Here is a 15,212-nt window from a genome sequence, read left to right on the forward strand (position 1 = left end):
GGCTGCCGGGAACCCGGCGGTCAGGAAGCGCGCGGCGTGGGGGGGGGGGGGGCCGGCCCGGGCGGGCCCCCCGGGGGGGGGGGGGGGGGGCCGGGGGGGGGGGGGGGGGGGGGGGGGGGGGGGGGGGGCCCCCGCGCCCCCCCCCCCCCCACGCCGGCTTCTTGAACATGCGGGTCGCGGTGATCTCCCCGTGCACCGACCCGTCGGGGTCGGCGGGCAGACCCGGCCGCAGGTGCTCCTCGACGCTGATGTACTTCAGCCCCGCCCGCAGGTCCGCGTCGTTGCGCAACCGGATGACCAGCGGGAACTCCGCGAGCGCCGTGGTGTCGAACAGGCCCGTGGTGTACAGGAGCTGTACACCCAGCGCGTCCGACACGGCCCGCTGGAGCTCCAGGAGGTACGTGGCGTTGGCCCGGCCGATCGGGTTGTCCAGGAAGAGCGTGCCCGCGTGGCGGTGCTTGTCGCGGCCCCGGTCGTTGCTGCGCAGGGCGGCCATCGTGCAGTACAGCGCGATCGCCGCGGTGAGCAGCTGCCCGCCGGAGAACACGTCGCCCATCTGCCCCACGGGGACGCGCTCGGCGCGCAGCACCGCGTCCGGCTTGAGGATCTCCACCGCGATGCCGCGCGGTTCGAGGGCCGCCTGGACCCCCCGCAGCAGCAGGGACATCCCGTCCCGGCGCATGTCCGAGTTCTTCTTCACGGCCGCGCGCGTGGCCTCGTCGATGACCTCGCCCAGGCGCTCGGTCAGCGTCGCCTGGTCGGGCTCCTCGAAGCGGATCCGCAGGAACTCCTGCCCCGACCACTCCCCGAGCCCCTCCGGCAGCTGCGAGAGCCGCTGGGCCGAGCGCAGGGTCGTCAGCGCCGACTCCACGAGCCCGCGCAGCCGGTCCACGATCGAGTCCCGGTTGCGCTCCAGCTGCTCCAGCTCGTCGGTGAGGACCCGCAGCCGGGGCGCGAACGCCGCCGCCCACGCCGCCGCGTGCTCCGGCAGCGCGACGGCGGGCAGCTCCCGGATCTGCTGGCGGGCCGGGGTGCGCACCTGCTCGTAACGGGTCGCGTTCGCGTGCCGGACCAGGATGTCCGAGGCCTCGCGGACGGCGGCCTCGGCGGCCGACAGATCAGTGGCGCAGCCGCGCAGCGAACGCCGTGCCTCGGCCGCCGACTGCCGCGCCTCGGCGAGGTCACCGGGAAACGGCTCGCTCTCCTGCTCGTCCTCCTCCTGCTGGTGGTCGCGGAGCAGATCGCGCAGGAGCGCGGCGGTCTCCTCGAAGCCCCCGGCCGCGTCCTCGGCGGCGCGGTGGGCCGTCAGGAGCTCGGCGTGCGCGGCGCGCGAGGTCTCCAGCGCGGCGGTGCGCGCGGCGAGTTCGCCCGTGGCCGTCCGCAACAGGGCCTGCGCCTGCTCGGCGTCGCCGGGCACCAGCTCCTCGGGCAGCTCGGTGTGCGCCGCGCCGTCCTCGGGGGCCAGGCGCTCGGCCTCGCCGCGCAGCCGGCCCAGCTGCTCGCTGGCCGCCGACGCCCTGGTCTCCAGGAGCTGTACGAGCGACTCGGCGCGGGCGGCGGCGGCCTGCCGGGACGGGCCGTCGGCGCCGTCGGTGCCCTCAAGCAGCTGGGCGGCACGGGTGCGGACCTTGTTGGTGAGGCGGTCCAGCTCGGCGAGCGCGGCGCTCTCGTCGCTCTCGGCACGGGCCTGCTCGGCGCGCAGGTCGGCGCCGACGCCGACCTTCTCGTACAACTGGGAGGCGGCCCGGTAGGCCTCGCGCAGGGCGGGCAGCGCGGTCCTCGGCGCGTCCGCGTCCGGCTCCGGCAGGTTCTCCGGGGCGCCCGCGATCTCGGCACGCTCGGCGCGCAGCGCGCGGGAGGTGCGGTGGGCGTCGTCGGCGGCGCGCTGGGCGGCGCGGCGGTCCTCGTCGGCGGCCCGGGCGCGCTCCAGGAGCGACTGGGCGCGGGCCTCGGACTCCGCGGCCTCGTCCACCAGCTCGCGCAAAGTGGCCTGCCAGCCCGCGCGCTCGCGCAGCCGGAAGGCGAGCCCGGCCAGCGCGTCGGCGGCGCGGCGGGCCCGCTGCGCGGCCTCCTGGCGCTCGTCGCGGACCCGGGCCGCCTCGGCCGCGGCCTCGTCGGCCTCCGTCCGTGCCGTACGGGCCTCGGTGAGCTCCTCGACGGCGGTCCGGGCCGCCTCGCGCGCGTCCCGCGCGGCCGTGGCGAGCTCGTCGAGCATCCCGGGCGGGCAGTCGGCGCGCCAGGAGCCGAGCCGCGCGGCGAGGCTCCGGTCACCGGCGAGGCGGGCGGCGAGCGCGCGGATCTCCTCGTCACGGGCGGCGGCGCGGGTGCGCAGGGCCTGCCGCTCCTCGTCGGCGGCGTGCTCGTCGTGCATGGCGGGGTTCGGCGGGACGAGGAAGACCTCGCCGTCGCCCGCGCCCTCGCCCTGCCGGGGCACCGGGGCGAGCAGCGCGGCCGCGGTGCCGACGGCGACCGCCGAGCGGGGCAGCAGCGCCGCCCCGGCCAGCACCTCGCGGGCCCGCACGTGCGAGGCGGGGTCGGTGATCACCACACCGTCGACCAGTTCGGGCCGGGCCGCGAGCACCGAGGCGTGGTCGGCCGGGTCGACGGCCTGGGCGAGGTAGCGCCAGCCCGGCAGGGCCGGGATGCCGTGCTCGCCCAGGTACTCCACGGTGGCCAGCACGTCCGGGCCCGGCGGCAGCAGTCCGCCGTCGCCGAGCGCGCCGAGGATGCGCGAGTCGTCGGCGGCGGCGGTGCGCAGCTCGAAGAGCTGCCGTTCGGCGGAGGCGATGTTCTGGTCGAGGAGCTTGCGCAGCTCGTCGGCCTGGCGGTCCAGCTCCTCGGCGGTCAGCGGGGCGTCCGCGCCGCCCGGCGCGAAGGAGGCGGGGGTGCCGCGGACCGCGGCGTGGACGGCCTCGGCCGCGTACCTGGTCGCGTTGCGCGGCTGCGGGACCCCGGCCGCCGGGGCGGACGGCAGGCCGAGGAGCTCGGCGAGGCGCTCCTCGGAGGCGATGGACTCGGCGGCGCGGCGCTCGGCGTCGTACGCGTTCCCCGCCGCCTCGGCCGCGTCCTGGGCGCGGGCGGCGGCCAGTTCGGCGCGCGCCTCGGCGGCGGCGGCCTCGCGGGCGCGGTCGGCGGTGGCGCGGGCGCTCTCACGGGCCGTGTCCCAGGCGGCGACCGCGCTCTTCTCGGCGTCGCTGGCGGCGAGCGCGGCCCTGGCCGGGTCGGCGTCGGGGGCGCTGTCGTCCAGCCAGCCCGCGCGCACGGCCTCGGCGGTCTCCTGCTCGACCTCGGCCAGACGCTGGCGCAGATGCCCGGCCTCGCTGCGGGCGCGCTGGGCGTCGGTGGCGGCGGCCGTGGCGTCGCGGTGGGCCGCCTCGCTCGCCTCCTGGAGCGCGGCGGAGCGCTCCTCCTCCTCGGCCGCGAGCCGCTCGCCGTCCTCGGCGGCGGTGTGCAGGGCCCGTACGAGATCGGCGGCGGCGGTGGCGCGGGCGGCGAGCGCGGGCGCCGCGTCCCGCTCGGCCTCGCGGATGGCGGCGGCCACGCGCGCGGAGCGGTCGGCCGCGGCCCGGTGCCGCAGCACCGCCTCGGCGGCCTGCCAGGCGGAGTGCAGCGTACGGGCGTCGGCCAGCTCGCGGCGCTGGGCGGTGGCGGCCTTCTCGGCGACGGCCAGGGCCAGGGAGGCGTGGCGGTAGGCGAGTTCGGAGGCGATCAGGGCGCTGCGGCCGCGCGCCTGCTCGGCCTCGGTGACGGTGTGCGCGGCGGCGGTGACCCGGCCCGCGAGGTCGGTGGCGCGCCCGCGCTCCTGGGCGGCGCGCGCGGAGAGCCTGCGCGCGAGCGTACGGGTACGGCGCTCGGCGCCGGTGTGGACGTCGCGCGCGCGGGAGCGGGTCTCGGCGGCCTCGACGATCTTGGTGAGCAGGTCCACCGAACCCGCGGTGAAGTCGCGCTCCGCGGTCAGCTCGGCCCGCCTGCCCAGCTTGTTGCCGAAGCCGCTGACCAGGTCCGCCAGGCCGTCGGTGTCACGGGTGTCGGTGACCGCGCGCAGCAGCAGGTCGGTGAAGTCGGAGTCCTTCTTGACCGCGAAGAGACCGGCCGCCTCGCCCTCGTCCGCGTTCATCTCGCGCTGGTAGCGGAAGAGTTCGGGGTCCAGGCCCAGGTCGCCCAGGTGCTCGTTCCAGCGGTCGTGGATCTCCTCCCACACCACGTCGAGGTGGGGATACGCCTTGCCCGCCTCGGTGACCGCGTCGCGGAAGCCCTTCATGGTGCGGCGCCTGCCCTGGGCGCCGGAGGCGCCCTCGGCGGCGGGGCGCATCGCGCTGGACTCGGCGACCGGCAGCGAGTCCAGGCCGAGGCCGGGGCCGGGCCGGAACGAGTACCACGCCTCGGCGAACTTCCTCGGGTCGTTGGAGACCTGCCGGCCGCGCCACTCGCTGACCTTGCCGACGACGACCAGCTCGCCGGTGAGGGTGTGCTGCCACTCCAGGGCGACATGGCCGCAGTCGTCGGCGAGCAGGAACTTGCGCAGCACGCCGGAGCTGGCGCCGCCGAGGGTGTTGCGGTGGCCGGGCAGCATCACCGAGAAGATCAGCTTGAGCAGGACGGACTTGCCGCCGCCGTTCTCCAGGAAGAGCACGCCCGCGGGCGCGGGGCGGCGGGGCGGGCCGACCGGCTCGTCCTCGAAGAACTCCGCCTGGGCGGGCGCCGGGTGGGGCACGGGCGCGCCCACGCCTCGCAGGTCCAGCACGGTGTCGGCGTACCGCGCACCGGCGGGACCGATCGAGTAGAGGCGGACCCGGGACAGCTCGTACATGGCGGACTCTCGTGGATGTGGCGGTGGATGGGCGTGGGGGGCTTACGGGTGCCGGTCAGGCGTGGAAGGGGAGCCCGGCGTCGGCGGCCAGGTCGAGGTCGTCGCCGTCCGGGGGCGGCAGCAGGGTCGCGCTGCCGTCGCTGACCGCGACGACGCCGAGCTCCAGGAGCTCGGCGAGGGCGGCGCTGCCGGCCATGTCGCGGACCTGGAGCTGGTAGCGGGCGGTGGTGCGGTAGGCGCCGCCCGCGTCGTCGCCGGTCCGCTGGAGGAAGCCGGACTCGGTGAGGAACGCGACGGCCTTGGCCACGATGCCGGTGGTGGAACCCGCGAGGCGGCGGGCGTCCTTGGTGGCGCCGGTCGAGCTGCGCCGGGCATAGATGCGCCAGGCGGCTTCAAGGCCCGGGGCGCCGGTCTCGGGGTCGGTGTTCTCGCCCTGTTCGGCGGCCTTCTCCTCCAGCCGGCGGCAGGCCTGGCGGACGAAGGCGTCGACGCCGTTGACCGTGATCCGTCCGATGTAGCCGTCGTCGGCCAGGTCCTCGGGGCGGGGGAAGGCCATCGCCGCCACGGCGAGGTGGGCGAGGCCGTGCAGGAAGCGGTCGGCGGAGTCGGTGGCGGCGCGGCGGGCGTAGTCGCCCATCCGGACGGCGAAGACGGAGTCCTCGGCGGCGGTCACGGCCATGCCGGCGCGGGGGGAGACCTCCAGGACGACCAGGCCGAGCCCCGCGGCGATGGCGTCCGCGAGGCGCGCGAACGCGGGGTCCTCGCGGTGGCGGCGGAGCAGTTCCGCGTACTCCGCGTCGCGGGCGGGGAGCAGTTTGGGCTGGAGGCCGAAGGCGACGAGGCGGGCGGCGTCGGCGGCGTCGCCCGGGGTGATCCGGCGCTCGCCCCCGTCCCGGGGCACGTCGACGGGACCGTCGCCGGCCTCGGGGTCGTGCTCGGGGTGGTGGTCGGTCACGGGTCTGCTCCTTGGGGGGGTGGGTTGTGCGGTGGGGGTGCGGTGCGGGTGGGGGGCGCCTGCGGCGGGCGGGTCCCCACCCCGCCCCTTCCCCGAAGCCCAGGGCGGGCGGCCCGGGGGGCCGATGTTCGTCTGCGGGTCCGGTGGGGGCTGGTCGCGCAGGTCCCCGCGCCCCTGAAGGAACGGGGCTCCGCCCCGGACCCCGCTCCTCGAACGCCCGAGGGGCTGGAGGTGGCTGGGGCCGCAGTTGCCCAAGGGGCGCGGGGAACTGCGCGGCCGGCCCCCACCGGCCCGCAGGTCAACACAGAAGCGGGCCGCGGGCTCCGCAAAGGGGTCCGGGGGCGAAGTCCCCGGGGGACCGCCCTCACCCCCACCCGCCCCCGGAGGGGCTCGGGAAGGGGCGGGGTGGGGGAAATCACGCCGCCTCCCGGTCCGCCGCCATCCCCGCCGCGTCCAGCCGCGCCATCCCCACGATCAGGTCCGCCCCGCCGAACTCCGGGTCGTCCAGCTGCGTCCCGTCGTCCACGGCGAACAGCAGGCGCTCCTCGCCCTGGCGGTAGGCCGTGCCGACCGGCGGGCTCGCCGCGTGGACCGCGAGGAGGGCGACCAGGTACGGCAGGTCGGGGTCGAGGCCGCGCGCCTCGGCGAGGAGGCCCGAGAGGCGGCGCGGAGCGTCGTGCTCCAGGTCGAGCAGTTCCATCGCCGCCGCCAGCTGCTCCTCGCTGAAGCGGCTGTCGTCCGGCGTGGCGATCAGATCGGGCTCGGGCATCTCCGCGCCGAGGTGCTCCCGCTCCATGGGCGGCGTCAGCAATATGTCGACGAGGTCGGCCACCCGCACGGAGACCGGGGTCCGCAGCCCCGTCCCGCGCGCGAAGAACGCGTCCGTCACCCGCGACGCGTCCTCGACCGGCAGCGGCAGCAGGGGCGCGACCAGCTGCCCGTACAGGTCGAGGCCGGTCCGGGTGGCCGGGCGCGCGAACGCCTGGCGGTCCTGCTCGGCCCGGAAGAGCGGCCCGGCCTCCAGCAGCCGCGACTGCAGCTGCGTGTGGCGCCGGATGCAGTCCTTGACGATGTCGACGAGCTCGGCGGCCCGCCGCTTGTTCTCGGGCTCCTCCGCCTCGTCGCGCGCCTTGCGGATGTTGGTGAGGATCGCGTTCTCGTGCCGGTAGCGGTCGGCGACGTGGTCGAGCGCCTCCGCGATCATGTCCGGGACCGCGTTGAGCCAGTCGACCGCGCGGACGTTGCGCCGTGTCGCCTCCAGGGTGCGGCGCAGCGTCTCCGCGTACTGCACGGTCCGGTAGCGGGCCTGTTCGGCGGCGAGCTGGGCGTCGGCGAGGCGGCCCCGGCTGATCAGCACCTCCAGCTTCACCTCGGCGGCGATCTGCGCGCTGGTGACGTCCGTGTCGAGCGCGCCCACCAGCACGTTCACGGCCTCGTCCGTGGTGCGCAGATAGACGCTGCCCCCGTATCCGGGGACCTCCTCGATCAGCTTGAAGTCGTAGTCCCGGCGGACATAGACGCCGTCCGGGCCGAACGTCCCGTACACCGCGCGGAAGCCCCGGTCCACGCTGCCGACGTTGATCAGGTTCTCCAGGACCCAGCGGGCCACCCGCTCGTGCTCGGCGGCCGGGCGGCCCGGCGCCTGGGCGGCGACGCGCGGGATGAGCCGGGCCACGATCTGCTCGTGGTCGGCGCCCGTGTCGAAGTCCATGTTCAGCGTGATGAGGTCGATCGAGGCGAGGGCGACCTCCGCCATCGCGTAGACCGAGTACTCACCCGCGAGGTTCGCCTTGCGGACGTCCAGGTCGTGCAGCGGGGCGGTGCAGGCGAGCGCGCGCAGCCGTCGCGCCAGCCCCTCGTCGGCGGCCGGGCCCTGTGCGGGGCGCGGCCCCGCGCTGAGCTGGGGCGGAACGGGTTCCGTCGAGGCAGGCGAAGTCACGCTGCACAGATTAGGTCCTCGCACTGACAACGGTCGAAACGGCGCAGATACCACCGCCCGGCCGCCCCTGCCGCCCCTCGGCCACCGTCACGCCCGCCGTTCAGCCGGCGTCCGCCACCAGCCCCGCGTACGCCTGGACCAACTGCTCGCGGGAGTCGTCGAGATAGTCGGCCAGCAACCGGGCCGCCCCGGTCCGCTCACCCGCCCGCAGCGCTTCCAGAATCTCCCGGTTCCGTATGAGATAGGGCTGATGGAGCAGTTTCGGGTCGTCCACCACATGGAAGGCGAGCCGCAGTTCGGCCAGGACCCCGCGCATCAGCTCGTCCGTGCGCGCGCTGCCCGCGAGGGCCACCAGCTCCCGGTGGAAGTGGATGTTGGCGGTGGAGACGCCCTGCCAGTCGTGGCGCCGGGCCGCCCGCTCCCCGCCCGCGACCGCCGCGTCCAGCGGCCCGAGCGCGTACGGCGGCGCGCCGAGGCTCCGGACGACGGCGCACTCCACCAGGCGCCGGGTGCGGTAGATGTCCTCGACGTCCTCGACCGCCAGGATCCGTACGAACACCCCCCGGTTGAGCTCGTGGACCAGCAGCCGTTCGTGGGTCAGCAGCCGGAACGCCTCGCGCAGCGTGTTGCGCGAGACCCCGAGCGCCTTGCCGATGGCGTCCTCCGCCAGGCGCTCGCCCGGCGGGAAGTAGCCCTCCGCGATCCGGCCGCGCAGGATGTCCGCGACGCGCTCGGCGGTACTGGTGCGGCCGAGCAGCGGGCGGTCGTCCGCCAGCCCGCCGGCCCCGGACCCGGTGGTCCCCACGGCAACCTCACTCCCCCGCCGGGCTTCCGGCGACGCACTGCCCCCCATCGTAGAAGCGCCGTCACGGAAGAACGGGCCGACACGACTCTTGTCGGATTGTTCAACGATCCTCTAGCTTGGGCGGCACCCCACCCGGGGCCCCCACCCCTCCGCTCTCGACCGCACCCTCCCCCCTCCCCCTGCGAGGTGCAGATGAGCACGACCAAGGCCCAGCCGGAGCAGGACGAACTCCCCGGCGACGGCGGCCCGTTCGGCTGGCTGCGCGCTCTCGGCCCGCGCGGGCGGCGCGCCTTCGGCGGCGCGTTCGGCGGCTACGCCCTCGACTCCTACGACTACTTCACCCTGCCGCTGAGCATGGTCGCGATCGGCGCGTACTTCGGCCTCGACCACGGCCAGACCGGTCTGCTCACCACCGTGACGCTGGTGGTCTCGGCGGTCGGCGGCGCCCTCGCGGGGATCCTGGCCGACCGCATCGGCCGGGTGAAGGCACTGATGATCACGGTCATCACCTACGCGGTCTTCACCGTGGCCTGCGGTTTCGCGCCCACGTACGAGACGCTGATGGTCTGCCGCGCCCTCCAGGGCCTCGGTTTCGGCGGCGAGTGGGCGGTCGGCGCGATCCTGGTCGCCGAGTACGCCTCGGCCAAGGAGCGCGGGCGGACGCTGGGCGCGGTGCAGAGCGCCTGGGCGGCGGGCTGGGCGCTGGCCGTCCTCGTCTACACGCTGGTCTTCCACTACGTGGACGCCGGCACCGCCTGGCGCGTGATGTTCTGGACGGGCGCGCTGCCCGCCCTCCTGGTGATCTACATCCGGCGCAACGTCAGCGACGCACCCCAGGCAGCCGCGCGGCGCGCCGCCGACTCCACCCGCGGCTCCTTCGCCGCCATCTTCAGGAAGGACCTGCTGCGCGCCACCTTCTTCGCGACGCTGCTCTCCACCGGCGTCCAGGGCGGCTACTACACGCTCGCCACCTGGGTGCCGACCTACCTCAAGACCGAACGCGGGCTGACCGTCGTCGGCACCGGCGGCTATCTGACGTTCCTGATCTCCGGCGCGTTCCTCGGCTACCTCACCGGCGGCGTCCTCAGCGACCGGCTGGGCCGCAAGCGGAACATCCAGCTCTTCGCCGTGCTGTCCGCGCTCTGCATCCTGATCTACACGCACATCCCGTCCGGCGCGAACACCCTGCTGCTCGTCCTCGGTTTCCCGCTGGGGTTCTGCATGTCCGCGATCTTCAGCGGGTTCGGCTCGTTCCTCAGTGAGCTCTACCCGACGGCAGTGCGCGGGACCGGCCAGGGCTTCACGTACAACAGCGGCCGGGCCGTCGGCGCCTTCCTGCCCACCTTCGTGGGCTACCTCTCCGACAGCTGGGGCGTGGGCGGCGCGCTGACCCTGGGCGCGGTCGGCTACGCGCTGGCCGTCGTCGCCCTGTTCGGGCTGCCCGAGACCCGCGGCAAGGAGCTGCTGTGACCCAGGTCCCCTCCCGTATCGACCTCAACGCCGACCTCGGCGAGGGCTTCGGGCGCTGGAAGCTGACCGACGACGAGCAGTTGCTGTCCGTCGTCACCAGCGCCAACGTCGCCTGCGGCTTCCACGCGGGCGACGCGGCCACCATGCGGCGCGTCTGCGCGCTCGCGGCCGAGCGCGGGGTGCGGATCGGCGCCCAGGTCTCCTACCGCGACCTGGCCGGATTCGGACGGCGCGGCATGGACGTGCCGTCCGACGAGCTGGCCGCCGAGGTCGCCTACCAGATAGGCGCGCTGGAGGTCTTCGCCCGGGCCGCCGGCAGCCGGGTCGCCTATGTGAAGCCGCACGGCGCGCTCTACAACCGGGTCGTCCACGACGAGGAGCAGGCGGCGGCCGTCGTCGAGGGGGTGTGTCTGGCGGCCGGCGCGGTGCCGGTGCTCGGGCTGCCGGGCTCGCGCCTCCTGGAGCGCGCCGCGAAGGCCGGACTGCCGGTCGTCACCGAGGCGTTCGCGGACCGCGCCTACACCGCGCGCGCCACCCTCGTCCCGCGCGGGCAGGAGGGCGCGGTCATCACCCATCCGCGCGCGGTCGTCCGGCGCGCCCTCGCCCTGGCCACGAGCGGGACGGTGGACGCCGTCACGGGCGGGAGCGTCGAGGTACGCGCGCGTTCGCTCTGCCTGCACGGCGACACCCCGGGCGCGGCCTCGCTCGCCCGCCGGGTGCGGGCGGAGCTGGAGGGCGCGGGTGTGCGGGTGGAGGCGTTCGCGTGAGCCGTGCCCTGCCGATGCGTACGCTGCCGGTCGGCGACCGCGCGCTCCTGGTCGAGCTGGAGAGCGGCGAGGACACCGAGGCCCTCCACGCCGAGCTGCTGCGCCGGCGCGCCGCCGGACGCCTGCCTGCCGTACGGGAGATCGTCCCGGCGGCCCGTACGGTCCTGCTCGACGGCCTGGACGACCCGGCGCGCCTGGCGGCGCTGCTGCCCGGCTGGGAGGTGGCCCCGCCGCGCGCGGACGCGGGCGCGGCGGTCGAGATCCCGGTCCGCTACGACGGCCCCGACCTGGCCGAGGTGGCGGCGGTGTGGGGCGTCTCGCCAGAGGCGGCGGTGCGCATCCACAGCGCGGCCGCCTTCCGGGTGGCCTTCTGCGGCTTCGCGCCCGGCTTCGGCTATCTGACCGGGCTGCCCGAGCGGTACGCGGTGCCCCGCCGCGCCACGCCGAGGACCGCCGTTCCGGCCGGGTCGGTCGCGCTGGCGGGCCCGTACACCGGGGTCTATCCGCGCTCCTCCCCGGGCGGCTGGCAGCTCGTCGGCACCACGGACGCGGTCCTGTGGGACCCGGGCCGGGAACCCGCCGCGCTCCTGGCTCCGGGCACCCGGGTGCGCTTCGTCCCGCTGGGCGTCGCATGACGGACCGGGCCTTCTGCGTGGTGCGGCCCGGGGCGCTCACCTCGGTCCAGGACGAGGGCCGCCCCGGCCACGCCCATCTCGGCGTGCCGCGCTCGGGGGCGCTCGACCTGCCCGCGAGCCGTCTCGCCAACCGCCTCGTGGGCAACCCCGTGGGGGCCGCCGTCCTGGAGACGACGGTGAACGGATGCGCGCTGCGCCCCCGCCGTACCGTCACGGCCGCGGTGACGGGAGCGCCCTGCCCGGTGACCGTCGACGGGCGCCCGGAGGCGTGGGGCGCGCCGGTACGGGTGCCCGCCGGTGCGGTCCTGGAGGTGGGCGCGGCCGTACGCGGGGTGCGCTGCTATGTGGCGTTCGCCGGCGGGGTCGCCGTAGAGCCGGTCCTCGGCAGCCGCTCCACCGACCTGCTCTCCGGACTCGGCCCGCCGCCGCTCGCGGACGGCGCCGTGCTCCCCCTGGGGCCCCCGGCGGGCCGCCCCGCGCGCGTGGACGCGGCCCCCGCCCCGGGCCCGCCGGGCGAGCTGGTGCTGCGGGTGCTGCCGGGGCCGCGCGCCGACTGGTTCACGCGGGACGCCTTCGGCGCTCTCGCGCGCGGGCGGTACCGGGTCTCCTCCGCGAGCAACCGCATCGGCCTGCGCACCGAGGGCCCGGCGCTGGAGCGGGCCGTCCACGGCGAGCTGCCGAGCGAGGGCATGGTGTGGGGCGCGGTCCAGGTGCCACCGGACGGGCGGCCGGTGGTGTTCCTGGCCGACCATCCCACCACCGGCGGCTATCCGGTGCTGGGCGTGGTCGCCGCGGCCGACCTGGCCGCCGCCGCGCAGGCCGCGCCCGGTACCCCGCTGCGGTTCGCGCCCGTCCGCCGCCCCGTCGCGCGGGGCCCTCAGGAGCCGTAGCCGCCGCCTCCGGGCGTGCGCACGACCAGGAGGTCCCTGGGGCCCACCTCGACCGTGTCCACGCCGTCCAGCGGCTCGACGCGGCCGTCCGCGCGCTCCACCAGGTTCTCGCCGAGCGCGCCCGTCGGTGAAGGTGCCGCCCCGGTCGATCCAGAACTCCCAGCGCCCCGTCATCCCTCCATTCCGGCAAGGAGGGGCGGGCCCGGGGGCGCGCCGAGGGCCACGTGCGCGGCGCCGATCCGGCTCGATCCGCCCGGGGAGCGTCCCGTGATCCCTTCGACGAGCTCGTGCACGAGGTCTTCAGAGAGGGTGTCCCGCCGACAGCGCGCCCCGCGCGCCCGGACGGCTCGCGCGGCTCATATCGCGGGCGCGTCGGGGCCCATCCGGTTGTGGATGGCGCTCTGCACCTCGGCCTCCTCGGCCGGGTCGTCGGCCAGGCGCCGCAGCCGCTCCGCCACGCGCGCGTCGACCAGCTCGGCGTACTGCGCGGCCACCTCGCGGGTGGTCTCCTCGCAGTCCCACAGGCACTCGACGGCGAAGCCGGTGGCGAAGGAGGGGTCGGTGGCGGCGAGCGCGCGGGCGGTGCGGCCGCGCAGCTCGGAAGAGGCGGTCTCGCGGTAGAGGTGGCGCAGTACGGGGGCGGCGCAGCCGATGCCGAGCCGTCCGGCGCCGTCGACGAGGGGGCGCAGCAGGGGCGCGTCGGGCCCCTCGGAGCGCACGCACTCGCGCAGCGCGCCCAGCACCAGCTGGGCGTCGTCGGCCTCGCCCCGGCAGGCGAGGACGCCCGCGGCGGCGGCGCCGAGCGCGTCGGGCCGGTGCACCCAGCCGCGCGCCCGGTCGACGGCCGCGGGCCCGCACATCCGCTCGAAGGCCTGGACGGCGGCCTCGGCCACCATGCGGGAGCCGCCGCCGACCGCGGCTTCGACGAGGTCGAGGACGCGCGGGTCGCGCGCCTCGGTGAGGTAGTGCAGTGCGGCGCAGCGGGCACCGTCCGCGCCGGCGCGCGCGGCCTCGACGATCAGCTCGCGGTCGTCCGGTCCGGCGACCGCGCCCAGGCAGCGGGCGGCGGGCAGGGTGAGGTCCGCGCCGCGCTCCAGACCCTCCTCGGCCCAGTCGAAGACGGCCCGGACGCTCCAGCCGGGACGCGGCCCGGAGGGCCGCAGCTGACGCTGCCAGCGGTCGAAGGACCCCGCCTCCTGTGCGGCGCGCACCCGGGCGCCGACGGCGGGGCGACTGTCCTCGGCCCACAGCCGCCAGGGCCGGGGCTCGAAGGCGTCGCGGACGGTGGCGGCCAGTTCGGCGTCGCCCTCGGGGGTGGCGGGGAAGCGGGCGAGAACGGGCTCGGCCAGGCCGCGCAGCCCCGCGTCGTCGTCACGCAGCGCGAGCTCGTCCAGGGCCCAGCCCCAGTTGGCGCCGACCGCGGCGTACCGCCGCAGCAGCGGCAGCGCGTCGTGCCGTCCGTAGGAGGCGAGGTGGCCGAGGACCGCCAGCGCGAGGCCGGTGCGGTTCTCGTCGGCGTCGAGCACGTCCCCGGCGCCGAAGAGATGGGCCTCGATCTCGTCGAGTCCGCCGTCGAGATCCAGGTAGAGGCGCGCGTAGTACAGGGAGCGGTTCTCCACCTGCCAGTCCTGGCGGGGGTCGCTCAGTACACAGTGGTTCAGGGCCGCCAGGGCTTCTGGGCGCGGGGCGGCGAGCGCGTGCAGGGTGCCGTCGCCGCGGCCCCGCTGCAGCAGGCCGAGCAGCGTACCGCTCGGCGCTATGACCGGATCAAACATGGAAGTAGCCTCACATCAAGCTGTCGACGCAACCGGGATTCGTGCCGTGCCTAGTAGGCCGCGCGCCAACATGTTCGGCCGTCCGCCGTCTTCCGCTTGCTGTGGACCATCTTCCTGCCTCTCGTCGTGTGGCCCCCGATGTAAGGACCCTGCCCCTGATGAAGGGGCTCGTCGTCATGATGACCCAGGCATTTCGCCACCGCGACCACATTTACGAGCCTCTCCGACCAGGTAGGCAGGGGTACCCCGACACAAACCTCAGCGGTCGCCGAAGAGTGCGAGCAGTTCCGTCTTGCCGAACATCCGTGCGGTGTCGAGCGCCGACGGCGTCCCGGCGGAAGGATCGGCTCCGCCTGTGAGCAGCGCCTTCACGACCTCCTGCTCGCCCTTGAAGACCGCTCCCGCGAGCGGGGTCTGGCCGCGGTCGTTGGCGCGGTCGGCGTCGGCACCGCGCGCGAGGAGCGCGGAGACCGCCTCCGCGTGCCCGTGGTAGGCGGCGAGCATGACGAGGGTGTGACCCTGGTCATTGGTGAGGTCGGGCGAGACCCCGGCGTCCACGTACGCGGCGAGCGCCTCCGCGTCGCCCCGGCGCGCCAGATCGAAGATCCTGCTCGCCAGTTCGACCACCTCGGGATCGAGGGCATCGCTCATCGCACGGACCGCCTTCCATGGGTGCGGCGCTCCTCGGAACGCCTGTGACCTGGCCCGTACGGCACCGGGGCCGTACGAGTGAATCGACAGGGTACTGCCCGCCGGCCGACATGGACCGGCCCGCCCGGGGCAAAGCTCACCGCGAGTAACAGCGGCCGGTCCGCCGGCGCGCAGTGTCCCTCCCGCGGCCCGGATCCCTGTCCGCCACTCCAGTGAAAATCAGAGGATTTCACCCGATTGCACCTTTTATCACATAGATACTTCCCGTGATCCTGGAAGAACTCATGGTGACTGTCCCCACAACCAGGAGAACTCCTCATGATCCTGTCCATCTCCGGTGTCGTCCTGCTCGGAATCATCGTCTTCCTCTTCTTCCGGAAAGACGGTCTGAAGGCCTCGCACGCCATGGTCTGCGCCCTGTTCGGCTTCTATCTGGCGGGCACCGCGATCGCCCCGAGCATCAAGGCCGGCGGCCAGAGCCTGGCCAGCCTGCTGGGCGGGATCAAGTTCTGACC

11 protein-coding genes are annotated in these 15,212 nt (G+C 75.7%); 5 read left to right on the top strand and 6 right to left on the bottom strand.

What is annotated here, in order from left to right:
• From ACZ4MU_RS14570 to ACZ4MU_RS14585, 4 genes are all read right to left on the bottom strand, one after another.
• A partial coding sequence (locus ACZ4MU_RS14570; RefSeq protein WP_467875565.1) for a coiled-coil domain-containing protein occupies positions 1 to 4,810 on the bottom strand: 4,810 nt, incomplete at its 3' end.
• A 55-nt stretch (positions 4,811 to 4,865) separates the two neighbouring features.
• Positions 4,866 to 5,711, bottom strand: a complete 846-nt coding sequence (locus tag ACZ4MU_RS14575; RefSeq protein ID WP_467876328.1) for a hypothetical protein — start codon at positions 5,709 to 5,711, stop codon at positions 4,866 to 4,868.
• Between the two features lie 469 nt (positions 5,712 to 6,180).
• Positions 6,181 to 7,704: a hypothetical protein gene (locus ACZ4MU_RS14580; protein ID WP_467875568.1), complete on the bottom strand. Its 1,524-nt coding sequence runs from the start codon at positions 7,702 to 7,704 to the stop codon at positions 6,181 to 6,183.
• Positions 7,705 to 7,804: 100 nt separating this feature from the next.
• Complete coding sequence (locus ACZ4MU_RS14585) at positions 7,805 to 8,509, bottom strand: GntR family transcriptional regulator (protein ID WP_467875570.1); 705 nt, start codon at positions 8,507 to 8,509, stop codon at positions 7,805 to 7,807.
• Between the two features lie 192 nt (positions 8,510 to 8,701).
• Here ACZ4MU_RS14585 and ACZ4MU_RS14590 point away from each other — a divergent pair, with 192 nt between their 5' ends.
• From ACZ4MU_RS14590 to ACZ4MU_RS14605, 4 genes are read left to right on the top strand one after another with little or no spacing between them, the layout of a single operon-like run.
• Positions 8,702 to 9,979 carry an MFS transporter gene (locus ACZ4MU_RS14590; RefSeq protein WP_467875573.1) on the top strand — a complete coding sequence of 426 codons (1,278 nt, stop codon included), beginning with the start codon at positions 8,702 to 8,704 and terminating at the stop codon, positions 9,977 to 9,979.
• The gene (locus ACZ4MU_RS14595; RefSeq protein WP_467875575.1) at positions 9,976 to 10,746 is read left to right on the top strand and encodes a LamB/YcsF family protein; all 771 of its coding nucleotides are present in this window, start codon (positions 9,976 to 9,978) and stop codon (positions 10,744 to 10,746) included. Before ACZ4MU_RS14590 ends, ACZ4MU_RS14595 begins: the two co-directional genes overlap by 4 nt.
• A gap of 14 nt (positions 10,747 to 10,760) precedes the next feature.
• A complete protein-coding gene (gene pxpB, locus ACZ4MU_RS14600; protein WP_467876331.1) occupies positions 10,761 to 11,381 on the top strand; it encodes a 5-oxoprolinase subunit PxpB in 621 nt (206 codons plus the stop codon).
• Complete coding sequence (locus tag ACZ4MU_RS14605) at positions 11,378 to 12,271, top strand: 5-oxoprolinase subunit C family protein (protein WP_467875578.1); 894 nt, start codon at positions 11,378 to 11,380, stop codon at positions 12,269 to 12,271. Before pxpB ends, ACZ4MU_RS14605 begins: the two co-directional genes overlap by 4 nt.
• A gap of 356 nt (positions 12,272 to 12,627) precedes the next feature.
• On the opposite strand, the gene ACZ4MU_RS14610 is transcribed toward ACZ4MU_RS14605, so the two are convergent.
• Together ACZ4MU_RS14610 and ACZ4MU_RS14615 are read right to left on the bottom strand one after the other, a co-directional pair.
• The gene (locus tag ACZ4MU_RS14610; protein ID WP_467875581.1) at positions 12,628 to 14,046 is read right to left on the bottom strand and encodes a HEAT repeat domain-containing protein; all 1,419 of its coding nucleotides are present in this window, start codon (positions 14,044 to 14,046) and stop codon (positions 12,628 to 12,630) included.
• Between the two features lie 258 nt (positions 14,047 to 14,304).
• The gene (locus tag ACZ4MU_RS14615; RefSeq protein ID WP_467875584.1) at positions 14,305 to 14,697 is read right to left on the bottom strand and encodes an ankyrin repeat domain-containing protein; all 393 of its coding nucleotides are present in this window, start codon (positions 14,695 to 14,697) and stop codon (positions 14,305 to 14,307) included.
• 318 nt (positions 14,698 to 15,015) lie between these two features.
• Here ACZ4MU_RS14615 and ACZ4MU_RS14620 point away from each other — a divergent pair, with 318 nt between their 5' ends.
• Positions 15,016 to 15,210: a hypothetical protein gene (locus tag ACZ4MU_RS14620; RefSeq protein ID WP_067155558.1), complete on the top strand. Its 195-nt coding sequence runs from the start codon at positions 15,016 to 15,018 to the stop codon at positions 15,208 to 15,210.
• Positions 15,211 to 15,212: the final 2 nt, after the last annotated feature.

This window comes from Streptomyces sp. NPDC026377 (genome assembly GCF_055567715.1).

Coding starts and splice junctions, on each gene's coding strand:
- ACZ4MU_RS14590 (WP_467875573.1), top strand. CDS start 8,702: ATGAGCACGACCAAGGCCCAGCCGGAGCAGGACGAACTCCCCGGCGAC.
- ACZ4MU_RS14605 (WP_467875578.1), top strand. CDS start 11,378: ATGACGGACCGGGCCTTCTGCGTGGTGCGGCCCGGGGCGCTCACCTCG.
- pxpB (WP_467876331.1), top strand. CDS start 10,761: ATGCGTACGCTGCCGGTCGGCGACCGCGCGCTCCTGGTCGAGCTGGAG.
- ACZ4MU_RS14620 (WP_067155558.1), top strand. CDS start 15,016: ATGATCCTGTCCATCTCCGGTGTCGTCCTGCTCGGAATCATCGTCTTC.
- ACZ4MU_RS14610 (WP_467875581.1), bottom strand. CDS start 14,046: ATGTTTGATCCGGTCATAGCGCCGAGCGGTACGCTGCTCGGCCTGCTG.
- ACZ4MU_RS14615 (WP_467875584.1), bottom strand. CDS start 14,697: ATGAGCGATGCCCTCGATCCCGAGGTGGTCGAACTGGCGAGCAGGATC.